Source organism: Bacillus sp. AFS029637, assembly GCF_002584985.1.
Taxonomy (GTDB): Bacteria; Bacillota; Bacilli; order Bacillales; family Bacillaceae_G; genus Bacillus_A.
Genome location: NZ_NUPZ01000001.1, coordinates 101,006 through 121,095 on the forward strand (window position 1 = coordinate 101,006; position 20,090 = coordinate 121,095).

18 protein-coding genes are annotated in these 20,090 nt (G+C 34.3%); 8 read left to right on the plus strand and 10 right to left on the minus strand.

Annotated elements, in window-relative coordinates:
* Nucleotides 1-24 precede the first annotated feature (24 nt).
* Together COE49_RS00485 and COE49_RS00490 are read left to right on the plus strand one after the other, a co-directional pair.
* Nucleotides 25-990, plus strand: a complete 966-nt coding sequence (locus COE49_RS00485; RefSeq protein ID WP_088232506.1) for an ABC transporter substrate-binding protein — start codon at nucleotides 25-27, stop codon at nucleotides 988-990.
* A gap of 380 nt (nucleotides 991-1,370) precedes the next feature.
* The gene (locus COE49_RS00490; RefSeq protein ID WP_088232505.1) at nucleotides 1,371-2,720 is read left to right on the plus strand and encodes a peptide MFS transporter; all 1,350 of its coding nucleotides are present in this window, start codon (nucleotides 1,371-1,373) and stop codon (nucleotides 2,718-2,720) included.
* 43 nt (nucleotides 2,721-2,763) lie between these two features.
* On the opposite strand, the gene COE49_RS00495 is transcribed toward COE49_RS00490, so the two are convergent.
* Together COE49_RS00495 and COE49_RS00500 are read right to left on the minus strand one after the other, a co-directional pair.
* Complete coding sequence (locus COE49_RS00495) at nucleotides 2,764-2,943, minus strand: acid-soluble spore protein H (protein WP_088232504.1); 180 nt, start codon at nucleotides 2,941-2,943, stop codon at nucleotides 2,764-2,766.
* A 151-nt stretch (nucleotides 2,944-3,094) separates the two neighbouring features.
* Complete coding sequence (locus COE49_RS00500) at nucleotides 3,095-3,382, minus strand: ArsR/SmtB family transcription factor (protein ID WP_000081427.1); 288 nt, start codon at nucleotides 3,380-3,382, stop codon at nucleotides 3,095-3,097.
* Between the two features lie 782 nt (nucleotides 3,383-4,164).
* Here COE49_RS00500 and COE49_RS00505 point away from each other — a divergent pair.
* Nucleotides 4,165-5,784 carry an L-lactate permease gene (locus tag COE49_RS00505; protein ID WP_088232503.1) on the plus strand — a complete coding sequence of 540 codons (1,620 nt, stop codon included), beginning with the start codon at nucleotides 4,165-4,167 and terminating at the stop codon, nucleotides 5,782-5,784.
* 39 nt (nucleotides 5,785-5,823) lie between these two features.
* Here the strand turns inward: COE49_RS00505 and aspA are convergent, their stop codons facing one another.
* From aspA to gloA2, 3 genes are all read right to left on the minus strand, one after another.
* Nucleotides 5,824-7,257, minus strand: coding sequence for an aspartate ammonia-lyase (gene aspA, locus COE49_RS00510; RefSeq protein ID WP_088232502.1), 1,434 nt, complete (start codon nucleotides 7,255-7,257; stop codon nucleotides 5,824-5,826).
* A gap of 171 nt (nucleotides 7,258-7,428) precedes the next feature.
* Nucleotides 7,429-8,727 carry a hemolysin family protein gene (locus COE49_RS00515; RefSeq protein WP_088232501.1) on the minus strand — a complete coding sequence of 433 codons (1,299 nt, stop codon included), beginning with the start codon at nucleotides 8,725-8,727 and terminating at the stop codon, nucleotides 7,429-7,431.
* Nucleotides 8,728-8,835: 108 nt separating this feature from the next.
* Nucleotides 8,836-9,222 (minus strand): SMU1112c/YaeR family gloxylase I-like metalloprotein, encoded by a 387-nt coding sequence (gloA2, locus tag COE49_RS00520; protein WP_088232500.1) that lies wholly within the window; start codon nucleotides 9,220-9,222, stop codon nucleotides 8,836-8,838.
* Nucleotides 9,223-9,313: 91 nt separating this feature from the next.
* Here gloA2 and COE49_RS00525 point away from each other — a divergent pair, with 91 nt between their 5' ends.
* The 3 genes from COE49_RS00525 (at nucleotide 9,314) to COE49_RS00535 (ending at nucleotide 13,192) form a co-directional block, all read left to right on the plus strand.
* Entirely contained in the window at nucleotides 9,314-10,492 is a 1,179-nt protein-coding gene (locus COE49_RS00525; RefSeq protein WP_088232499.1) for a NupC/NupG family nucleoside CNT transporter, read from the plus strand.
* Nucleotides 10,493-10,678: 186 nt separating this feature from the next.
* Nucleotides 10,679-11,695, plus strand: coding sequence for an LCP family protein (locus COE49_RS00530; RefSeq protein ID WP_141552070.1), 1,017 nt, complete (start codon nucleotides 10,679-10,681; stop codon nucleotides 11,693-11,695).
* A 234-nt stretch (nucleotides 11,696-11,929) separates the two neighbouring features.
* A complete protein-coding gene (locus tag COE49_RS00535; RefSeq protein ID WP_088232497.1) occupies nucleotides 11,930-13,192 on the plus strand; it encodes a VanW family protein in 1,263 nt (420 codons plus the stop codon).
* A gap of 54 nt (nucleotides 13,193-13,246) precedes the next feature.
* On the opposite strand, the gene COE49_RS00540 is transcribed toward COE49_RS00535, so the two are convergent.
* Entirely contained in the window at nucleotides 13,247-13,519 is a 273-nt protein-coding gene (locus COE49_RS00540; protein WP_088232496.1) for a hypothetical protein, read from the minus strand.
* A 15-nt stretch (nucleotides 13,520-13,534) separates the two neighbouring features.
* Nucleotides 13,535-14,053, minus strand: a complete 519-nt coding sequence (locus tag COE49_RS00545) for an RNase A-like domain-containing lipoprotein (RefSeq protein WP_098945645.1) — start codon at nucleotides 14,051-14,053, stop codon at nucleotides 13,535-13,537.
* A gap of 397 nt (nucleotides 14,054-14,450) precedes the next feature.
* Between COE49_RS00545 and COE49_RS00550 the strand changes: the two genes are divergently transcribed.
* Nucleotides 14,451-14,999, plus strand: a complete 549-nt coding sequence (locus COE49_RS00550; RefSeq protein ID WP_088232494.1) for a TVP38/TMEM64 family protein — start codon at nucleotides 14,451-14,453, stop codon at nucleotides 14,997-14,999.
* Nucleotides 15,000-15,062: 63 nt separating this feature from the next.
* Here COE49_RS00550 and COE49_RS00555 read toward each other — a convergent pair whose 3' ends face one another.
* The 3 genes from COE49_RS00555 to COE49_RS00565 all read right to left on the minus strand — a co-directional run bounded on the left by COE49_RS00555 (nucleotide 15,063) and on the right by COE49_RS00565 (nucleotide 18,330).
* Nucleotides 15,063-16,760 (minus strand): M4 family metallopeptidase, encoded by a 1,698-nt coding sequence (locus COE49_RS00555; RefSeq protein ID WP_088232493.1) that lies wholly within the window; start codon nucleotides 16,758-16,760, stop codon nucleotides 15,063-15,065.
* A 167-nt stretch (nucleotides 16,761-16,927) separates the two neighbouring features.
* A complete protein-coding gene (locus tag COE49_RS00560) occupies nucleotides 16,928-17,056 on the minus strand; it encodes an NprX family peptide pheromone (protein ID WP_088232492.1) in 129 nt (42 codons plus the stop codon).
* Nucleotides 17,053-18,330 (minus strand): tetratricopeptide repeat protein, encoded by a 1,278-nt coding sequence (locus COE49_RS00565; RefSeq protein ID WP_088232491.1) that lies wholly within the window; start codon nucleotides 18,328-18,330, stop codon nucleotides 17,053-17,055. Before COE49_RS00565 ends, COE49_RS00560 begins: the two co-directional genes overlap by 4 nt.
* Before the next feature lie 199 nt (nucleotides 18,331-18,529).
* On the opposite strand from COE49_RS00565, the gene COE49_RS00570 reads away from it, so the two are divergent.
* Complete coding sequence (locus tag COE49_RS00570; RefSeq protein ID WP_088232490.1) at nucleotides 18,530-19,993, plus strand: nicotinate phosphoribosyltransferase; 1,464 nt, start codon at nucleotides 18,530-18,532, stop codon at nucleotides 19,991-19,993.
* Nucleotides 19,994-20,090: the final 97 nt, after the last annotated feature.

Here is a 20,090-nt window from a genome sequence, read left to right on the forward strand (position 1 = left end):
TTCTCAATATGTAGGGGGTACATAATGAATTTCATGAGAAAGAAATCGTTTACATTATTTGTATTTTTACTAGCATTTTCACTTCTTTTGAGTGCTTGTGGAAATACAGATAGCAAAGAAGAAGCAACGAAAGATACTAAAAAGGAAATGATCACTGTAGAGCATGCGATGGGTAAAACAGAAGTCCCTGCTAACCCAAAACGCATCGTTGTCTTAACAAATGAAGGAACAGAAGCTTTACTTGCCCTTGGTGTAACACCAGTAGGTGCTGCTGAAGCACCTACTGGGAACCCATGGTATCCACATACAAAAGATAAACTGAAAAATGTAAAAACTGTCGGTACGGAACTTCAAGTAAATGTGGAAACAATCGCTTCTCTAAAACCAGACTTAATCATTGGTAACAAACTTCGCCACGAAAAAGTATATGAGCAATTAAAAGGTATTGCTCCTACTGTTTTTTCAGAAACACTACGCGGAGAATGGAAAGATAATTTCAAACTTTATGCAAAAACTGTAAATAAAGAAAAAGAAGGGCAAAAGGTTTTAGCTAATTACGACAAACGTATAAAAGACTTACAAGGCAAACTTGGAGATCAAGTAAATCAGGAAATCTCTATGGTCCGCTTCATGCCTGGTGATGTTCGTATTTATCATGGCGATACATTCTCTGGCGTTATTCTAAAAGAGCTTGGTTTCAAACGTCCTGGTGATCAAAATAAAAATGACTTTGCAGAACGTAATGTGTCTAAAGAGCGTATCCCTGCAATGGATGGAGATATCATTTTCTACTTCACATACGATAAAGGTAATGAGAAAAAAGGTTCTGAATTAGAGAAAGATTATATAAACGATCCTCTATTCAAAAATTTAAATGCTTCTAAAAACAATAAAGTGTATAAAGTTGATGATGTAATTTGGAATACAGCTGGTGGTGTACTAGCTGCGAACTTAATGCTAGACGACATTGAAAAACGCTTTATTAAATAATAAAAAATAACCAACTCCCTTTTCTATGGAGTTGGTTATTTTTATTTCAGTGAACTGTCACATTATTTCATTTTGTATTTTTATTCCCAATATGTTATATTATAAAAGTAAATAAAATATATTTTCTTTATACCAGAATAGATTCTCTAATCTAAATTTTCTGATTAATCACTATTTTATTTTCTTTTAGAATTCAATTATTACATTTGAAAACGCTTATTATATCGTTTTCAGGGAAAAATACAATAACGGTTGAAGAAAAATAGAATTTTTTTAGAAATTTTCTTTCTATTTCCATATAATTCTATTGACTTCTAAATATTTTGTGAATTAAAATAATTACATAAATATCCGTTATACAGGATTAGGGGGAAACAAAAATGGATGCAGCTTTAAAATTAGAAAAAGCTGGAGAACAACAATCACCAAAAAAACATCCACCAGGGTTATACTTGTTGTTCTTTACAGAGGCATGGGAAAGATTTAGTTATTACGGAATGCGTGGCTTATTAGTTCTTTATTTAACAACGAGCTTAGTAAGCGGCGGTTTAGGATTTGATAAAGCAGTTGCAGTACAAATATACGGTCTTTTCACAATGTTCGTATATTTCACACCGATTATCGGTGGTTGGTTAACTGACCATTTCATTACGAAGCGACATGCCATTACCATCGGTGGTATCATTATGGCACTTGGTAACTTTGTACTATTTTCAATGAACACGAAAACTGGACTATTTTTAGGATTAGGATTATTAGTTATTGGTAACGGATTCTTCAAACCAAATATTTCGACTTTATTAGGTCAACTATATAGCGAAAACGATTCTCGTCGTGATAGTGCCTTTACTATCTTCTACATGGGAATTAACTTAGGAGCTTTTGTTGCTCCATTCATTTGCGGTTATTTCGCAGATTATAAATACGGATTCTTAACAGCATGTATCGGTATGATTATCGGTCAGATTGCATTTAATTTATTAGCTCCTCGTTACTTAGGATCTATCGGAACAACTGTTGTTGGAAAACAATCTAAAGAAAACAATGCAAAAGTAATTGAGAAAAAACCTTTAACATCACAAGAGAAAAAACGTACAGTTGCAATTTTAATTTTAACTTGTTTCGTTGTATTCTTCTGGGCAGGATTCGAGCAAGCAGGTAGTTCTTTAACACTTTACACAGATAAGTTCGTGGATCGTACAATTGGTGGATTTACAATTCCAACACCTTGGTTCCAATCTGTAAACCCATTGTTCATTATCATATTGGCATTACCTGTTTCTGCATTATGGATTAAACTTTCAAAAACAAAAAATGGTGATTTAAAAATCCCAACAAAAATGGCATTAGGTATGATTTTACTAGGGATCGGATACTTAGTTCTAACTTTAGCTGTTTTAAAAACTGGTAGTGATGAAAGTAACATTACAATAAAAGCAAACTTATTATTCATTGTATTCACTTACATGTTCCACACAATCGGTGAGTTATTCTTATCACCAATCGGATTATCTATGGTAAGTGCAATCGCTCCTGTTAAATTAGCATCATTATTAATGGGTGTATGGTTAGCTGGTACTGGATGCGCTAACTTGTTAGCAGGACAATTAGCTGCTTTCACTCAATCTTTAGGATACTTAGAAGTATTCGCAAGCATCGGTATTATCGTAATCGTACTTGGATTAGTACTTCTTATGTTCTCTAAGAAAATTGCACATATGATGGAATAACACACAAAAAAGACGCTTCTAAAATTTAGAAGCGTCTTTTCTATTACTTCTCCTCTAAAGCCGTCACGTCCACGTGAACGCTTTCTCCAGGATTAGATACATCATACACTTGAGCAATCCCTCTCTGCTCATCACAGCTCTCAATCCATACTGGTACACCCTCATATGTAACATCAACTCTACTTGAAGAAGATAAGATTTGTTGCACGCGTTTTATATCCATACTATTATTCCTCCTTTACTTACTGCATTCCTTTCTATTTTTTCTTTTCCCTTTAGAATATATTCGGTAAAGCAACATGTTGATAAATAATCTTTTCTTCCAAATAAAAAAGACGTATATTTCACACGTCTCTTCCCATAATATTCAAATTTTAAGAAAATAATGTTTTCACTACTTCACTTACTTTATCATTATGAATTTGATAATACACTTCTAATCCTCGTCTTTCAAAGCGTACTACTTTATTTTGCTTTAATTTCGTTAAATGTTGTGAAACCGTTGATTGTGGAATTTCTAATACTTCCTGTAATTGCGTTACATTACACGTTCCACGTTGCATTAATTCCATTACTAGGCGTAGACGCAATGGATGCGCTAACGCTCTTAACATTTGTACATCTTCTTCTGAAATATGACATTCGAATTGATTTTGGCTCATAAAGTTCCCCTCGTTTTCGTTTTTATTTTCTTTTTATTTATTTATATATCTGTTCTTATATTTCCTGTTACGACATAACTTTATCAACCTAGAACGCTGAAAAATTTTTCCACTTTCATCAACAAAGAGTTCAGGAAAAACCCCTGCTGATTTTGAATATTATACTATATGATATAACGAAAAAGCAAAACAAAGGATTAGGAATACATTGCTTACAAATGTTGTTTTATCAAGCTTTTTGTTATATTTTCACCTCATCGAAACGTATAGTAACGATATTGTAAAATACCATCTATAATTGATAACTTTTCGTAAAGTGATTGAACCATACTTAACCTTTTTGTTACGCAAAAAGGAATTTTCAGTAAAAAATGATAACATGATAAAAANNTTTTTATCATGTTATCATTTGACTGTTATTCAAAACTTCCTATTAAATATATACACCTTTCCTGTTTTACTAGATCAAACAGATCAGTGCCGCCTATCCAATTATAAAGTTTGTCCCATCCTCCACTGATTATTAGCCCTCACCAATCAAGCGTTTATTGGATAAAAGAATATACAAATAATTTATACAGCGCACTCAAATAAACTCGAGTGCGCTTTTTGTCTACTTTATGAACAAAATGTTACTTTTAATACTATTATGGAATAATTATACTTTTTTACGTTGACAATAGTGTTGAAGGAGAATATACTAAGCATGTAAGTTGATTGTGAATAGTTTCACAAATAATGTGAATTTCTTCACATACAAATAGATAGGAGTTGTCATTATTATGAGTACTTGGACACAAATTTATGACCCATTAAACAATATTTGGTTATCTGCACTAATCGCAGCACTTCCAATTTTCTGCTTCATCATTTGTTTAATGGGACTCAAAATGAAAAGTTACATGGCTGGTCTTTACAGTGTGATTGTCGCTATTATTCTTGCTATATTTGTTTATAAAATGCCAGCAACAGTAGCTGTAGCATCTGCCGGATTCGGTGTTTTATCTGGATTTTATCCAATTTGTACTATCGTTATCGCAGCAATTTTCCTTTATAAATTAACTGTTAAAACAGAGCAATTCAATATCATTCGTGATAGTATTTCAAGCATTACAAATGATCAACGTCTACAAGTATTATTAATCGCTTATTCTTTCGGTGCTTTCTTAGAAGGCGCAGCTGGTCTAGGGGTTCCAGTTGCTATTACAGCTGCACTACTTGTAGGTATGGGCTTTAATCCATTAAAAGCAGCAGGTATTTGTTTAGTGGCTAACATCGCTGGTGGTGCTATGGGTGCTATGGGTATCCCAGTTACAGTACCTGCACAATTAACTGAACTTGATGCATTAACTATTGGTCGTCAAACTGTTATGATTTTACCTTTCATTAGCATTATTTTACCTTTCTTACTTGTTTCAATGGTCGATGGAATGAAAGGTATTAAAGAAACTTGGCAAGGTATTCTTGTAAGTGGTGTTTCATTCGCAATTACTCAGTTCCTTGTAACTTACTTCTTAGGAGCAGAACTTACTAATATTTTCGCAGCCGTTGTAAGTATGGTCTCTCTTGCATTATTCTTACGTGTTTGGCAGCCAAAATCTTCTGCTAAAGAAGAAAAACAAGAAGCAACAGAATCTCATACATTCAATCAAATTTTATATGCTTGGTCTCCATTCGTATTCTTAACTGCATTCGTAACAGTCTTTAATTTAAAACCAATTAAAGCTTTATTTGCTCCGGATGGCGCATTAGCAAACTTAGTATTTAACATTCAGTTCCCTGGTCTTCATAATGTGGTTATGAAAACTACACCAATTACAAAAGCAGATACACCGTTCGCAGCGATTTTCAAATTCGATGTATTCTCTTCTACAACTACTGCGATCGTACTAGCAATTATCGTTTCACTTATCGTTTACCGCGTAAAAGGTAAAATGGTTAAAGAATTAATGATTGAAACAATGAAAGAATTAAAAGCTCCAGTATATACAATTTGTAGCGTTATCGCTTTAGCTTACGTAGAGAACTACTCTGGTATGTCATCTACACTTGGACTTGCATTCTCTTCTACTGGTAATGCATTCCCAGTTCTTTCTCCAATCTTAGGATGGATCGGCGTATTCATTACAGGTTCAGTAGTATCAAGTGGTTCATTATTCGCACCACTTCAAGCAGTAACAGCAGACCAGTTAAACATCGTTCCTTCTACACTCGTTGCCTTAAACGTAGTAGGTGGTACAATGGCAAAAATGGTTTCACCACAATCTGTAGCAGTTGCTTGTGCAGCAGTTGGACTAGTTGGTAAAGAATCTGCTTTATTTAAAACAGCAATGAAATATAGCTTAATCTTCTTAGCAGTTATTAGCTTACTTCAATTAAACGCTGTATTTAATATCTTTTAAAAATAAAACACCGATCCAAATGGATCGGTGTTTTTCACATTACATTTTTTTATTCTTTAATAACGAAGCTCCCGCAATTTCGGGATGCGTCATTTCGAATGGATCTAAAATAATATCCAATTCTTCTTCTGTCAGGACACCATGTTCTAAACATAGCTCTCTAACAGATTTTCCTGTTTCAATCGCTTCACGCGCAATACGAGATGCTGCTTCATAACCGATATGAGGGTTAACCGCTGTAATAATTCCAACACTTTTCTCAACATATTGCTTCAGCAATTCTTCATTCGCTGTAATTCCTTTAATACAATATTCACGGAATACACGGAATCCGTTATTCATAATACTGATAGATTGAATTAAATTAAATACGAGTACAGGCTCCATTACGTTTAACTCTAATTGCCCTGCTTCTGAAGCTAAGCAAATTGTATGATCGTTTCCGATTACTTGGAAAGCAACTTGATTAATTACTTCTGCCATTACTGGATTTACTTTACCTGGCATAATAGATGAACCTGGCTGACGAGCTGGCAATTGAATCTCCGCTAATCCAACACGTGGTCCAGACGCCATAATACGAAGATCATTTGCAATTTTAGACATGTTCATCATACATACTTTTAATGCTGCAGACACTTCTGTGTATGCATCTGTGTTTTGCGTTGCATCAACTAAATGCTCTGCACCAACAAGTGGGAATCCGCTAAATGTTCGCAAGTGTTTAACCACTTTTTCAATATACATAGGGTTTGCATTTAGTCCCGTACCAACAGCTGTCGCACCCATATTCACTTCATATAAATGTTGACGAGACTGCTTAATTCTTTTTATATCACGCTCAAGCACGCGGCTATATGCTTCAAATTCTTGTCCAAGGCGAATCGGAACTGCATCTTGTAAATGCGTACGCCCCATTTTAATAACATGATCAAACTCTTTTGCCTTATCACGAAAAGCAGTATGAAGTCCTTCCATTGTAATAAGAAGTTCTTCTAACATCATAAGAGTTGCAATATGAATCCCCGTTGGAAACGCATCATTTGTTGATTGAGCCATGTTCACGTGAGTGTTTGGGCTAATTTTCGCATACTCACCTTTTTCGTATCCTATACGTTCTAGTGCTCTATTAGCAATTACTTCATTCGTATTCATATTAATAGAAGTTCCAGCACCGCCCTGAATTGGGTCTACAATAAATTGATCGTGGAACTTTCCATCAACAATTTCTTGTGCTGCTTCTGCAATTTCGTGTCCAATATCTTTAGATAAGTAACCAGTATCCATATTCGCAAGTGCCGCCGCTTTTTTCACAATTGCCATTGCTGTAATGAGTGACGGATGAATGCGATATCCTGTAATTGGAAAGTTTTCTACGGCGCGTAATGTTTGTACACCATAATAAGCTGCACTCGGTACTTCCTTTTCACCTAAAAAGTCTTTTTCTATACGTATATCCTTCGTTGCTATCATTTTCATCACCTATACTTTTCATTCTAAATCCTTATCTAAAAAATTCGCCCTCTAAATAACGAGTATCATCCAGAAGAATTTTTCAGTATCCACCTTCACTATATAGCACCTTTTTTGAAAGCGCAAACATTTATTTTTCTATATATCCTTTTTATTAAAGTTTATAGAAAATCATTCTTCTACTTTCTTTATTTCCACTCGCTTAATTTGATGCATATCCTTTTCAAGGACTTTAAAATAAAAACCGTGTTTCTCAATAACATCCCCTTCAGCAACGATTTGTTTTTGTACCATAATCCAGCCACCAATTGTATCTACATCATCAGCGATTAAGTGTATGCCAAATAAATCATTCACTTCACTAATAAGCACTTTCCCCTCTACGATTTTACAACCTTCACTTATATGTTCTATCGGTGGGTGTTCATCTTCATCATATTCATCTCGGATTTCTCCAACAATTTCTTCTAAAATATCTTCTAGCGTAACAATCCCTGCTGTACCACCATATTCATCATATAATACAGCTAATGGAATGTGTCTTCTTTGCATTTGTAATAATAAATCATGAATAGGGATATTTTCTAACACTTCAATAACTGGACGGGTATATGGTGTAATCGAGCATTCCTCATCTTGATTTCCATCCATATAACGAATAAATAAATCCTTTACATTAACCATTCCAACAATTTCATCTTTATCTTCGCCAAATACAGGATATCTCGTGTACTTTTCTTGTGCGATTACTTTAATATGTGTTTCAAATGGTTCATCTTCATATAAGCCTACAACCTCCGTACGAGGTACCATAATTTCTTTTGCAACCCTATTATCAAATTCAAAAATGTTATTTACGTATTTAAATTCTCGTTGATTAATCTCACCACTCTCATAGCTTTCAGATAAAATTAATCTGAGTTCTTCCTCTGAATGAGCTACTTCATGTTCAGAAGCAGGAGGCAAACCAAATAAACCTGTTACAAGCCTTGCTGAACCATTTAAAGCCCAAATAAAAGGATACATAACCCGGTAAAAATAAATAAGCGGCTTTGATAATAATAAGCTAACTTGCTCTGCCTTTTGTATAGCGAACGTCTTCGGAGCAAGTTCACCAATGACAACATGTAAAAATGTAATTACTGCAAAGGCAATAATAAATGAGACTGTACTGGAAACTGCAGGAGATAAATGTAATTTTAAAAATAACGGCTCAAGTAAATGTTTAATGGTTGGCTCCCCTAACCACCCGAGCCCTAAAGCAGTAATCGTAATCCCTAACTGACATGCTGATAAATACTCATCTAAATTTGAAGTTACTTTTTTCGCTGCCAATGCTCCTCGTTTTTTTTCACTGACGAGTTGATCAATGCGACTACTACGTACTTTAATAATTGCAAATTCAACAGCCACAAAAAAGGCTGTTAATCCAATAAGAATGGCTACCATCAATAATTTTAAAATATCCACATATGTTCTTTAGCTTTCTTAGCTAAAGTTACACCTCCTTTTAAAAAGAAGTTTCACTTTAGTTTCTTCATTTACTTGAAAGCAACCCTATATAAAATTCACCAATTTTCAGCTCTCATACAATTCTAAAGGCAAGCCATCAGGATCTTGGAAAAAGACGAATTTTTTATCCGTGATTTCATCAATACGTATCGCTTCAGTCTCTACGCCGCATTGCTTTAAATGCTTTACAGCTTCTTCTATATTTGTAACAGCGAATGCTAAATGTCTAAGTCCAGCTGCTTCTGGAAAACTTGGCCGCTCAGGCGGACTCGGAAAGGAAAATAATTCGATTTGATACTCCTCTCCCACGCATAAATCTAATTTATAAGAGTCTCGTTCCTTTCTATATACTTCATTTAATGTTTTAAATCCTAATATTCTAGTGTAAAAATCCTTTGACACCTCATAATTCGAACAAATAATTGCAACGTGATGTACTCTACATATATTCATGGTCTCTCTATTCCTTTCTTTACCAAAGATGCATATTCTCCCTTGAAATGACAAACATATATAGCAGAATATCTTTTTTAGGGGGCTTGCTATGAAATTCATCACTTTTTTTGTCGGACTTATCGTTGTTTTTTTCCTTGCCTACATTGCTAGCAATAATAAAAAACATATTAAATTTAAGCCGATTTTTATCATGCTTATTATACAATTAATTTTAACTTATTTATTATTAAATACAGAAATCGGACTTGTGCTTATCACAATCATTTCCAGCCTATTTACAAAGCTACTCGCGTATGCTGCTGATGGTATAAACTTTGTATTTGGCGGTCTTGCAAATAAAGGCGAAATGCCATTTTTCCTTACTGTATTATTACCAATTGTCTTTATTTCCGTCTTAATTGGTATATTACAACATTTTAAAATACTACCGTTTTTTATTCGTTGGATTGGTTATTTCCTTAGTAAAATAAACGGCCTTGGGAAATTAGAATCTTATAACGCGATTGCCTCTGCCATTGTCGGCCAATCAGAAGTTTTTATTACGGTAAAGAAGCAATTAGCTCAAATCCCAAAACACCGTCTTTATACACTTTGTGCCTCTGCTATGTCAACAGTATCTATGTCCATCGTAGGTGCCTATATGACAATGATTGAACCTAAATATGTAGTAACCGCACTCGTTCTTAATTTATTTAGTGGCTTTATTATCATACTCATCATTAATCCGTACGACGTAAAAGATGACGAGGATATTTTGGAAATAAAAGGAGAAAAGCAAAGTTTTTTTGAAATGCTTGGAGAATACATTCTTGATGGTTTTCGTGTAGCTATTGTCGTCGGTGCTATGCTCATCGGATTCGTCGCATTAATGAGTTGTATTAATGACCTATTCCTCATTATATTCGGCATTACTTTCCAACAATTAATCGGCTATGTATTTGCTCCTGTTGCATTCCTAATCGGTGTACCAAGTTCTGAAATTGTCACAGCCGGTAGCATTATGGCCACGAAACTTGTAACAAATGAGTTTGTAGCCATGATCGACCTTAGTAAAATTTCCAATAGCCTTTCTCCCCGTACAGTTGGTATAATCTCCGTCTTCCTCGTTTCTTTTGCCAATTTCTCTTCCATTGGGATTATTTCAGGTGCGGTAAAAGGCTTAAACGAAGAGCAAGGAAACGTCGTTGCACGATTTGGTTTAAAATTACTATACGGAGCTACTCTCGTTAGTATTTTATCTGCGATTATCGTAAGCATTATGTTGTAATTAGGTAAAATTTTATCATTTTCTTATCCCTATCTTTTGTATACAATAACGAATAGATGTCTTATACATAATCAAGACGTCTATTTTTTATACATGTACAATCTCTTTTATTTAGCGTACAATATTTTTTATGTGTTTGAACACGCTTCTAGATGTATACACTTTGATAGTTTTAAAGGAGAAAAAATGATGAAATCCGACATGAACAAAGATACACGAGCCAAAAAAGGACGCTCAAAGAAAAAACGCCTACTTTGGCTCCTTCTTATTCCATTACTAATTGTAACACTTGGAGCAGGAGGCTACTCCTTCCATATATACAGTAAAGCAAAATCTGTTTTAAGCAACGCTTATGCTGAACTAGGACGAGGAGATAAGTCCAGCAAACGTGAAAAAGCTGTTAAACCTATGACTGATAACATTTCCGTACTTATTATGGGTGTTGACGAAAGTGATATTAGGGACAAGAATTACGGAACAGCAACTCGTACGGATGCGCTATTACTAGCAACAATTAATAAAAATGATAAATCCGTTAAGCTTGTCAGCATTCCACGTGACTCACGTGTCTACATTAAATCACGTGATAAATACGATAAAATTACACATGCACACGTATTCGGTGGTGTAGATAGCACGATTGATACAGTAGAGAACTTTTTAGATGTTCCAGTTGACTATTATGTAAAATTCAACTTTAAATCATTTATTAAAATTGTTGATTCCCTTGGCGGTATTACTGTCGACGTTCCAGTTGAATTCACAGAACAAAATAGTAAAGACGAAGCAGATGCAATTCATCTTGAAAAAGGACGTCAACATTTAAATGGGGAAGAAGCCCTTGCACTAGCGAGAACTCGCCATATCGACAGTGATTATATGCGAGGTCAACGACAACAACTTGTTTTAGAAGCTATCGCTGAAAAAGCACTATCTCTTAATTCCATTAATAAAATCAGTGGCCTACTAGATGCTGTCGACAACGACTTAAAAACAAATTTAACTTTTGATGATATGATGGCAATTGCAAAAAATTCAATGGGTTCAGATTTAAACATGGACAAACTGCAAGTAGAAGGTACTGACAAATATATAGATGGTATTTATTATTACGTTCCAGACGAAAAAAGCGTCAATGATATATCGACAACCCTTCAAGAACATCTCGGTGTTACGAATAAAAATGAGCATAAAAAATTATAATAAAAAGGCTGCTAGATCTTTCTAGACAGCCTTTTTATTATAATTTTCAACATATTTTTCACACATATTGTGACAAAAAAAGACAAATGTTACAGCAATGTAACGTTTTTTATAAAAACATTACACACATAGTGAAAATAATAGTATACTAGGACATAAATACTGTTATTTTCATCATTTTTATACAAAAAATGTAATACATATATTTATACAAATTTTTCTGGGGGGAAACAAATGAAGAGTAGTAAAATACTAATCGGTTCCGCTATTGCTGGTGGCATATTACTTTGTGTAGGTGGTATTGGTGGATATCAATATGTATCCACATTAAATAATCAATTAAATACTACCGCATTACCAAACACTACATTTGAAGGCATTTCTCTTGATGGAAAAAATAAAACAGATATTCAAGCCATTATCAGTCAAAAGGTGAATGAATTAGATCAAAAATCTCTTAACTATGTATCCCAAGATGCTAAACAAACATATGTATGGAAAGATTTAGGTGTGGAATATAACGAAAAGGAAATTGTCGACACTATTTTTAAAGAACAAGAAGGCAATATGATTAATCGTTATAAAATGCGTAAAGAAGCTGAGGATGGCGAATTAAAACGCGATTATAAACTAACATCGAAATTAAATACAACAACTTACGAAAGTTTTATAAAGGACAAATATAATGAAACATTAAAAAATCCTGTTAATGCAGAATTAAATGTTGAAGGTTCTACCGTAAATATTAGCCAAAGTCAAAATGGAGAAAAAATTGATAAAGAAAAACTAACTGATTTAACGAAAAAGGCTATTACTGCTGGCACATCAGACGTTACTTTACCAGTTACACTCATAAAACCTGAGCGCTCTACAGAAGATATACAGAAAATGGGGATTAAAGAAGTGATCGCTGAATACTCGACTCCAATGGCTGGCCGTAATGGCAATCAGTCCTTTAACGTAAATAAGTCAGCTAATACTTTAAGCGGGGTTATTGTAGCGCCTGATGAAACATTTAGTTTTAATGGCCGTGTTGGCGTCACTGATGCTGCACATGGTTATAAATCCGCAGCAGTATATTCACAAGGTAAAGTTATACAAAGTGCAGGCGGAGGCGTTTGCCAAGTCAGTAGCACTTTATATAGCGCAGCTTTAAGGGCAGATTTAGGAATTGTTTCTCGAAGCAATCATTCTATGCCCGTAAATTATTTACCACTTGGGCAAGATGCAGCAGTGGCAGATTATGGTCCGGATTTAAAATTTAAAAACAATACAGGCAATCATATTTATATTCAAGCATTTTCAAATGGAGGCAGTATTACTACACGCATTTTCGGTACACCTACTGGTAAAAATGTTGAAGTTTCTTCTCAAGTAATTAGTAATACTGGTGATAAAATCACAGCGGTTACGTATAAAAAAGTAACACAAAACGGTGAAGTAATATCCAATGGACAAATTTCAAAAAGCGTATATAAAAGTGCCCCAAAACACTGATATACTATCCAACGGACAAGTTTCAAAAAGCATAAAGAAAAAGGCGTGAGTAGATCACGCCTTTTTCTTTTGCAATAATAGTATAAAGGTTTCCAGATGATCTTTCGTTTCTTCTAAAGACCACATACGATTTCCTTGCTTCGCAGCTAATACGCACGCTTCTTCCCACGCGTTCTTTTTTTTCATAGTTACTAATTCATCGCGCAATTTCAAAACAATCTCTTCATCTTCTTGCTCTATAAATTCTTCCATCACGCTCGCTATTTCATCCTCATGAATACTTAACGTACAGTACGATTTAAGAAAGTATTGTAATGTCGTATACATATGTACTCCCCCTTCTTATTTGTCAGTTGGATAAGAAGTAATAATCTTATATCCTAATTCCCCTGAATTATCTCTCGCTAAAACAGTAACTGTTTTTACTAACTTGTCTTTTACATTCATATTTTTCTTGATTACCGTTTTTCCAACTGGGAATGAATGAGTTGTATTTAATACGAGACGAGCCTCTTTAGAATTTTTCAACCACTCTTGAATTTCCTTATCATGTTGCTTCAAACTATCTTTTACAGCTTTCGTCGCTGTTTCCTTGTCATAGTATGTACTTGCTGCTGATACTTTATCTGTCTTCAAGCGATTCTTCAAATCTTCTTCTGATTTACCTACATGTCTTTCAATCGTATGGCCATTTTTAGGTGGCCCTTCCATTTCATCTAAAATATTATCACTAATTTTTTCTACTGATGTAGCTTGATTTCCTGTTTGTTTCTCTGTTTTTTGTTCTTTTCCTGCACATCCACTTAAGGTCAGCATTAGTGCCAATAAACTACTCAAGAAAAGACTACTTATTCGTTTCATCGTATCACCTCTTTCATGATTATTATCGTAACTTCACTAAAAGTCAATTTCACACCGAAAAAACATACACATTTTTTAAATTCCTCATCTATTTTGCCCTATTCTCACCCTAGTTTCATCAAACCACTATTTTCGACCCCTGACAAAATATACCCCTATGTTTTCTAAATTATTTCCCGAACTTAAATGCCAATCAAAACAATTAACAAATGCCTTAAATAAAGGTTTATCAGGTGTTTTTCACGGAAATTAAATATACCCCTAATTTTATATACCTAATACCCATATAAGGTATGAAGATGCCTTTTTATCAACATTTTCTACATTATGTAAATTTACACTTGCTGATACAATAGAAATATGGTGTAATGCAAAAAAAGATAAAGGATTTTAAACAATGGCCGAAACAATTCAAAATTTCTTAACAGACTATTATTCCATCGCAATTCCACTTAGTATCGTAATTAACATCATCATCAGTCTTTTAGGTTTTATCCCTAGTATTTTTTTAACCGCTATTAATATACAGCTCTTTGGTGTAACAAATGGGACAATCATTTCGATCACAGGTGAAGCATTAGGGGCTATTATCTCGTTTTACATTTATCGCATAGGCCTTCAGAAATTCACTCACAACAAAGTAAATAAGTACCCAAAGGTAGAACGCCTCCTTTATGTAGAAGGTAAAGAGGCCTTTCTACTCGTTCTATCGTTTCGCCTCATCCCTTTCATTCCGTCCAGTATCGTCACTTTATTTGCATCTCTAGGCAAAATGTCATTACTATCCTTCAGTATTGCCAGCACAATAGGTAAAATACCGGCTTTATTAATTGAAGTTTATTCTGCCTACCATGTCATAAATGGGACAAATGAAGCGAAGTGGATTATAGCAATCGCAGGTTGCATTGGATTGTTGTATTTGTGGAAAAAATGGAGAAAAAAATAAAGAAGGAGCCTATGCTCCTTCTTTATTTTTGAGGTATGTTATTAACAACTATCTCTTAAAACCTTAGTTTACACCAACAGCACTAAATGATTGCTTAACTGCTGTTACTTCCGCAGAGCTAGCACCATATAAATCAGCTGCTGCTTGTACTAAACCAGCACGCGCTTGGCTAAACGTAGTAGATTGTGTGAAATATTGCGTGTTTGCACGGTAATAAATTGCACCTAATTTGTCTTTTCCGATACCAGTTACAGTTACACCTGAATGCGTACCGCCATTTGCTAATAAATAAGCTTGTTTATTAATAATGCCACTGTTTGTATGAACACCACCATTATCACTAGTACCTGTGTAACGCTTAGAATAATGATCTGGATCACCGTATTTCGTTGGATCACTCATAGAACGTAGCGCATCTCCCGCTTTACCAGGCGTGTAAATATCTTCACCAATTTCCCAATCCGGGTTACGATTATCATAGTACTCTACTAACGTACCAAAAATATCTGAAACTGCTTCATTTAACGCTCCTGATTCATTTTGATAAATTAAATCCGAGCTATTTTCCGTAACAGCATGTGTTAATTCATGCCCAATTACATCAATTCCACCAGATAACGAAGTAAATGTTACACCATCACCATCTCCGTATACCATTTGTGAACCGTTCCAGAATGCATTATTATAATTTCTTCCATAATGCACAGTTGATTTCAATGGTGCCCCTGCATCATTAATAGAATTTCTATTAAATGTAGCTTTATAGTAATCATATGTTTTACCCGCATAGTAATGAGCATCAACTGCTGCTGCATCATATGCTGCATTGAAAACATTATCTGTATCTACCCATAAAGTTCCTGGCAACGTGGTACGATTTTTCGCATCATACGTAAAGATTGTTGCTCCACGCGTATTATCTTGCAAGTAGTAAGACGATCCCGATAACGTTGTATTAAGGGATTTTGTATCACCTAATACCCCTTTACCTGTCCCTACTTTATTTGTTCCAGTTACAGGTTTTCCAGCTGCTTTTGCATCCTGTTTAGGAGCACCTTGTTTCACCGGTGTCTTATCATCATTTACATGATCAAGTTTATTGTATTTATTTAAAACTTTACCGCTGTCTGCCTCAATGAAATAGTAGTAGTTTCCTGGGCTTGGATCTAAGAAGTTTAAATTTACAACGTATGCATATGTTGTTTCTTCACCGTTTTGGTATACATATAAGTCCGCTTTTGGTTCGATCTCATATTTCGGTGTTACCCCTAAATCTTGCTGCGCGATTTCAATTGCTTTTGCGCCTTCAATCTTATTTTTATTTTTCAACTTTTCCTTTTTGTCCAAATCAGGTGCAACTGTTCCAGACAACACTTTTAAAGAACCGTCTTTACTTACATGAGCTACTTGAGTAGACCCCCATACAGGTACTCCTTCATAAATTTGTTGCATACGTACTACTGTTGAATCAGTTACAGCATCTTTTTTCACTTGTTTCACTTTGAAAGAATCTTGCGCACTCTTTTCTCCTAGCTTGTAATCACCTTTTGCTGCGTTTAAATAATCAAACACAACAGATTCCGCTTTTTTATTAGTCGCTCCAGTTAGATCCCCAGAAATAAACTCCGGTGACTGTACTGTCTCATTATACTTCTTCGTAGAGAGAACATTTTTAGAATCTGCAAATGCAGAGCCTGTCCCTCCAAACGTTGTAACTGCCATTCCTGCCGCTAACACTAAAGCTAAACTCTTCTTTTTCATGAACCTTCCCCCTAATAAAAAATTTTTTTGAAAAAGAGTAGTTTCATATTAGCATTATGTTTTCATTATTAATATACTAAAAATTCAATTAATTTATTTCTCAAGTTTTGTAGAATTTTGGGGAGCAAATATTGAAAAACCCCTTTCNNGAAAGGGGTTTTTCAATATTATGCATTTACAGTTTGTGATACATGAGAATCTAATCCATAAGTATCCGGTTTACTCGTATACTGCACTCCACCGACAATTGTAAGTACTACTGCAACCGCTAAAATTCCAGCTAATGTTTTTTTCATTTTTCATCCTCCTTATGATTTTCTAACATTTCAATAACTAACTTATAATAGTGATTACTTTGCTCAAATTGTAATGATTTAGAAAAGTATTCAGCAAGCTCCACATATACTTTCTTCAATTCTATTTTATTGCCCGCTGATTTATAAAACGGAATAGCTTCTAATTCCAAAAATTGTTTATACTCTTGCGCTTCTTCAAAATACTTATATTTAAGCATAAGAAGTAAATACAATTTTGTATTAAATCTCTCTTCTGGCTTAGCAGAGCTAATACCTTTATTAATCCATTCTCTTGCTTCTTCAAACTGCTCTAATTTAATATATGCTAATGCGATTTCATATAATGTGTCTATATAATTTAAATCTATTTGTTTTTGAAGTTGCAAACTCTCTAAATAATAATCTTTCGCTTGATTATATTTTTTCTTTTTATAGTATATGTTCCCGATATTACTTAAAGTGATAGCCATTAAAACGTCTTTATCTGCAAAAGCCTCTGATTCCCTCAGTATATTCTCATACATTCCTAAAGCTTCTTCATATTGCCCTTGTTCTGCATAACTTAATGCAATGAGAATTTGACAGTTTATCACATTCCGAAATTTATACTCATTTCTAAATGCCTCTAGTGCAATATTTGCAAAATGCAACGTAAGATGTTGGATTTCCAAATGACTATAAGTAAGGGCGATATTATAATAAATTCCAGTCTCATGATACCCTAGCTCTTTTGCCATGATTTCTGTCTCTAATAAATAACTTAATCCTTTTTTCCACTTATATTGTAAACAGCATAATAATCCCTTACTATACGTATACAACAACTTCTGAAAAGGCGAAAATTTCTTATATGCCTTCTTAAGTTTATCCAGCTCTGCTGAAATTTCCGTAAAATCCCTTTTTATTAGTAAATAACGTATATTAAGTAGTTTATAATAATTTATAATTTCAAAATCTAAAACATGTTGCATATCTTCTTGCAATTCATTATATATACGTTCAACCTGTGCCTTGTCCAAACGAACAAGTGCGTTCAACCATTCATCCAGCTTCCCCTTCACATCTTCCTCTACATCTCTCAAATCCGTCACAGCAATTTCTAACCTTGCGCAGAGCAATTGTAAAATTTCTTCTGATGCTTCAATCTTTCCATTTTCTATTTTACTTAAATATGAGACAGAACAAATGCCCTGACATAATTCTTCTTGTGTCATTTTTTGCTGTAGCCGTTTGTAAAAGACTTGTTTGCCTATTTTTTCTAATGTTTGTTGCATTGTCCTCCTCCATTCTCATTACCCCCATTACTCTAATAATACATAAAATCTAGCGAAATATAAATTGATAAATTATAATTTTCCAAAAAATATGTATTATTTCATTTTCTTCTCTCTTGACTTCATTTTAATATTCCTTCTTTGCTACGAACGGGGAAAAATTGGTATACTATAACCAAATTATGGAGGTGTTTTCGCGATGACTTATTATAAAGACGATAGTTATGCCTTACATACAGATTTATATCAAATCAATATGGCTTATACATATTGGAAAGATGGTATTCATAATCGCCGTTCCGTGTTCGATTTATATTTTCGAAAACTTCCATTCGAAAACGGTTATGCTGTTTTTGCTGGTCTTGAGAAAATTGTAGAGTACATAGAAAATTTCAGTTTTACCGAAAGTGATATCGCTTATTTAGCAGAATTACAATTTGAAGAAGAATTTCTTCATTATTTACAAAATATGAAATTTACTGGGACGATTCGTAGTATGCAAGAAGGTGAAGTTGTTTTTAATAATGAGCCTTTATTACGTGTTGATGCACCGCTCGGCGAAGCACAAATTATTGAAACTGCGCTCTTAAACATTGTGAATTACCAAACATTAATCGCAACAAAAGCAGCTCGTATGAAGCATGCTGCAAATAATGATGAACTTTTAGAGTTCGGCACAAGACGTGCCCATGAGTTTGATGCTGCCCTTTGGGGTACACGAGCGGCCTTTATTGGTGGGTTTTCATCTACAAGTAACGTTCGTGCAGGAAAACGTTTTGGCATCCCTGTATCGGGTACTCATGCCCACTCTTTCGTTCAAGCATATCGCGATGAATATGTTGCATTTAAAAAATATGCTGAGACACATAAAAAGTGTGTGTTTCTTGTTGATACATACGACACTTTAAAATCAGGTGTTCCAAATGCAATTCGTGTTGCGAAAGAATTCGGAGATCGCATCGATTTCTATGGTATTCGTCTTGATAGTGGTGATATGGCTTATTTATCTAAAAAAGCAAGAAAACTACTAGATGAAGCTGGGTTTACAAATACAAAAATTATTGCTTCTAGCGATTTAGATGAATACACGATTATGCACCTTAAATCTCAAGGTGCAAAAATAGACGTATGGGGTGTTGGAACGAAATTAATTACGTCCTTCGAACAACCAGCATTAGGAGCTGTCTATAAACTAGTTGCGATTGAAGATACTGACGGAACCTTAAATGATACGATTAAAATTTCATCTAACCCAGAAAAGATTACTACTCCAGGGCTGAAACGAATTTATCGTATTATCAACCGAGTTAATAATCATGCAGAAGGCGATTATATTGCATTGGATGCTGAAGAACCTGGAAAAGAAGAACGATTAAAAATGTTTCATCCGGTTCACACATATATAAGTAAATTCGTTACAAACTTTGAAGCATGTGAACTGCATAAAGATATTTTCGTGAACGGCAAACGAACATACGAATTACCGAGCATATTAGATATTCAAAAATATAACGAACAGAGCCTCGCGCTATTTTGGGAAGAATATATGCGAACTTTAAATCCCGAAGAGTACCCTGTCGATTTAAGCCAAGAATGTTGGGATCATAAAATGAATTACATTCAAACTGTTCGAGAACAAGTTGAAAAAAATATACAAAAATAAACAGAGAAGTTGCTCCTTCTCTGTTTTTTCAATACTATATGTATCTTCTTGGAAAATATATCAAGATAAGAAGACAAATATATTTTATTGAGTCAAT